Origin of the sequence: Rhizobium bangladeshense (genome assembly GCF_001662075.1) — a bacterium.
Lineage (GTDB): Bacteria > Pseudomonadota > Alphaproteobacteria > Rhizobiales > Rhizobiaceae > Rhizobium > Rhizobium bangladeshense_B.
Genome location: NZ_LYPL01000046.1, coordinates 1 through 3,454, shown reverse-complemented (window position 1 = coordinate 3,454; position 3,454 = coordinate 1). Strand labels below are relative to the sequence as shown.

4 protein-coding genes and 1 pseudogene are annotated in these 3,454 nt (G+C 57.7%); all 5 read right to left on the bottom strand.

Annotated elements, in window-relative coordinates:
* Nucleotides 1-91: 91 nt before the first annotated feature.
* Nucleotides 92-289 (bottom strand): hypothetical protein, encoded by a 198-nt coding sequence (locus A7X77_RS31065; RefSeq protein WP_064686622.1) that lies wholly within the window; start codon nt 287-289, stop codon nt 92-94.
* A gap of 403 nt (nt 290-692) precedes the next feature.
* Entirely contained in the window at nt 693-917 is a 225-nt protein-coding gene (locus A7X77_RS31055) for a hypothetical protein (protein ID WP_064686620.1), read from the bottom strand.
* A complete protein-coding gene (gene xth, locus A7X77_RS31050; RefSeq protein ID WP_064686619.1) occupies nt 914-1,708 on the bottom strand; it encodes an exodeoxyribonuclease III in 795 nt (264 codons plus the stop codon). Before xth ends, A7X77_RS31055 begins: the two co-directional genes overlap by 4 nt.
* Nucleotides 1,709-1,712: 4 nt before the next feature.
* Nucleotides 1,713-1,889, bottom strand: a complete 177-nt coding sequence (locus A7X77_RS33275; RefSeq protein WP_156668190.1) for a hypothetical protein — start codon at nt 1,887-1,889, stop codon at nt 1,713-1,715.
* A 910-nt stretch (nt 1,890-2,799) separates the two neighbouring features.
* A pseudogene (locus A7X77_RS31040) lies at nt 2,800-2,979 on the bottom strand (hypothetical protein); the annotation flags it as partial.
* Between the last annotated feature and the right edge of the window lie 475 nt (nt 2,980-3,454).

Genomic DNA, 3,454 nt, shown 5'->3' with positions numbered 1-3,454 from the left:
GGTTCCTCCATCGGATCGATCGTGACGCCGTTTCGGCATGAAAAACCCGGCTGGTTAGGCCGGGTTCTCGACTAAAAGAAGGCTGAGCCCGCTAGTGCTTGGTGCCGTCGATAAGCGCGTCGATGAGTTTGATCTGGGAACGAGTGCCGCGCTTGTACTCGTTGATTAATATCTTCGCTTCGGCAGTCGCTTCCTTGCGAGGAATGCGATGCTGCGCGCACCAAGCGTCAAGAACCGTCTGGAGCAAATCGAGGTCTTTTGGGGGTATCGCAATATCGGATTTTTGCATCATTTTCCTCCCGGGGACTGATATCTTTTTGTGGGAAACCGCCTCCCTGCGGCCTCCGGCAGGCGCAAGCTTAGTCTAAAGTATTAGGTGTACAAGTTGAAAATATGGCGTTCTAGTTGAGGTACGTACCCTTTTTTCACTTTGCTGTGGTCAGCGCGCGATGCCAGTTGCGCTCCTTGTGCGATTACCGTGTGGTCAGCCACTAGTTCCGTGGCCAACGGAACCCACATGTCCCCTGTGTCGTCGTAGCCGTGGACCAGCAGGACCGCGGGGATCAAACTCCTTAGAGTTGGCCGTCGCTGCCGCCATCTGGCTCTTCGGTTTACAGCCCGCGCGGCTCTATAATCCAGTTCTGACCGGCGACGCCCAGTATCGTCCCTGCAGGATCATTCTCGAATTTCACTCAGCCTTTGTCGGCGGCTGGCCAATTGTTGGACGGTTCTTCGATCACCTGTTCGCTGACATCGTCGGCGGGATCAGGGTCTCGTTCGTAGCCGAGCCGAAGCTGTCCAGTCTCGTCAAGAAGGGCGGCGTAGACATCCTGTTGGCGCGCGCCGGCGACGACGGCGGCGTCAACCAGTTTTTCCAGTTCGAGGCGCAGCTCGGCGCGCCAATCATTCATCGTCATTGACCTTCCTCCGTAGGCCGATCTGAAAGTTCAATCCAGGTCGGCGCGTGGTCGCTTGTGTGCTCCCATCCCCGGACATGCTTGTCGACCCCCGAAGCCGAAAGCCTCCTGGTGACATCCGGGCTGAGCAGGAAGTGGTCGATGCGAAGACCGGCATCCCTCGCGAAGGCATTTCGGAAATAGTCCCAAAAAGTGTAGACGCGTTCGCCGGGATGCAGCTGCCTGAGGGCATCCGTCCAGCCTTGTTCAAGCAGGCGATGATAGGCGTCTCTGACCTCGATGCGGAACAGCGCGTCGTCCACCCAACGTTCCGGTTTGTAGACATCGAGTTCCGTCGGCATGCCGTTGTAGTCGCCAGCGAGAATCACCGGCACGTCGAGTTCCAGCAGCTCTGCCGCATAAGCCGCCAGCCTGTCGAACCATGCCAGCTTGTATTCGAACTTCGGTCCCGGATAGGGATTCCCGTTGGGCAGATAGATGCAGCCGATCACCATGCCATCGATCGCTGCCTCTATATAGCGGCTGTGGGTATCGTCCGGATCACCGGGAAGGCCCTTGCGCGTCAGCGTCGGCTCCCTGTCTCTGGCGAGGATCGCCACGCCATTCCAACTCTTCTGGCCGTGCCAAATCGCTCCGTATCCGGCAGTTTCGATAGCTTTGACGGGGAACTTCGGGTCTGGTGCCTTCAGTTCCTGAAGGCAGACTACGTCAGGCGACGCCTTCTCCAGCCACCGCAGCAGGATATCCAGACGGCCATTCACCCCGTTGACGTTATAGGTGGCGATCTTCACGGACCTAGTTCTTGCGATCGCCCTTGTCGCCTTGGCCGGGCTTGGCGTCGTGCTCCGCCGTCTGTTTCCTGTCCGACGACAGGGCACGGCCGACGTCCACCGACTCTTTAAACTTCCCGCTTTCGTCGCGCCGCACGTAGCGCTTGTCGGTCCCGGTATCGATGAGTTCGCGCTTCAACATCACTGCCTCCCGTTCGCTGTGGCCGCCCGACAGAACGCACGGAAAGCCAAAAAGTTACAAACTTCTGGCCGCGGCGCGCGAGATGAGCTTCCTACCAGGAGCGTGAGCAGAGCCTCTCATGCCAATCCAGATGGTGTTGAGCGCGATTACATTCCTTTGCGAGATCGACGCCGACGCGACCTACTGCAAGATCGAACTCAGACGGTTCAGATGCTACGAGACGCGACCTTCGTCGTATCTTACGGGGCGAGCATTCACCAAAAGTAGGGGAACCAATTTCCCAATCGTCCCCCTCAAGCGGATCGGCTTTTCTCACTTCGAGTGAGCGCGCCTTGCACGAGTCGATCCTCGGCCTTAGGCACAAGGTCATGCACACTCCGACGAAGCGTTCGCGCATGTACGCCTGGACATGCACGAAATGGACTTGACGGAAATACGCTGCGATATCCCCATTTACAATTTGATCACGGCCTCGAATTTGCCGAGTTGTTCAAACGCATCGCCGCAGTAGAGCTTACGCGAAATCATGGATGGTCTGTACGTGCAAACGCTCGGCGAAAGCATGTCAGATAGCTTTATGTACATCACACCGACGGCGGCGGCAGACTAACCTGGCGAAAACCCGGCCAACTCTGATACTACGGGGCATGACCGTTGCTGATGAAGCCCTTCCGACTCTGCGCGACCTGGCCTGCGAACTTGGGCAGGTCCAAATCCAGTGGAGTTTTTTGGAGGCCGAGATGCGTCGGCAACTCGCAGCTTCCAACGAACAAAAATAAGTGCTTCGAGGGCCGATCATCACCCATTGGCGCGCCTACGCTCAACGCCTATGCGCCAGCCAAAACGCGATGATGGAGCGCCTCGATGCGGTGGAGCGAATAGCGTGGATGCGCAACCTTCTTTCGCATGGCTCGGGTTCATGCACTTCCGAGACGGTTCGAGCTTCGCGCTCGGCAGCCGCGGCCCAACGCTCCAAAGGCTCGTCGCGCAAGGCTTTGATGTCCCAGAGCGCCTGACGGCGTTCCAGTTTCAACGACGGCAGAAACGCATCGGCTTCCGCGAGCTTCACCAGGGAAGCCGTCGCCACGCCTGGGGGTCATGTTCAGGCTCCAGAGGTCGACAGCAGGCACAGCCGATCGGCGGCCGAAGGCCGCCGGGGGATCAGAGCTGTATGCGTATCATCCTGAACATGATCCAGGTTCTTATCTGGACTTTTCGCCGAAGTCGATCGAAGGAGGTCTACATGGTTAATTTCGATGAGAGGTCGAAAGACCTTTACTGGCAATCCGTGCGACCCGCGACTGCTGTCGGCCCTAAGCGATCATTGCATGAGCGGACTCGACTGAGATGGGATGGAAAAGGCGACCGTCCGCTTTTGCGAGTTTAAGGCCTAGCTATCCGACATCCATGTTGTCTTTTCGGCAACATACAGCATGTGCATCGCGCTCGGGTCGGTCGGCAGATAATCGGGATGAGGGAATTCGCCGCCCTCAACTCTCGTCATCCCAAGCCGCTGCATTACGATTTCAGAACGCTTGTTCGCCAATGCCGTAAAAGCGTAAACG

Excerpts from the sequence above, each read along its gene's own strand:
- A7X77_RS31055 (WP_064686620.1), bottom strand. The coding sequence starts at position 917 with ATGACGATGAATGATTGGCGCGCCGAGCTGCGCCTCGAACTGGAAAAA.
- A7X77_RS33275 (WP_156668190.1), bottom strand. The coding sequence starts at position 1,889 with ATGTTGAAGCGCGAACTCATCGATACCGGGACCGACAAGCGCTACGTG.
- A7X77_RS31065 (WP_064686622.1), bottom strand. The coding sequence starts at position 289 with ATGCAAAAATCCGATATTGCGATACCCCCAAAAGACCTCGATTTGCTC.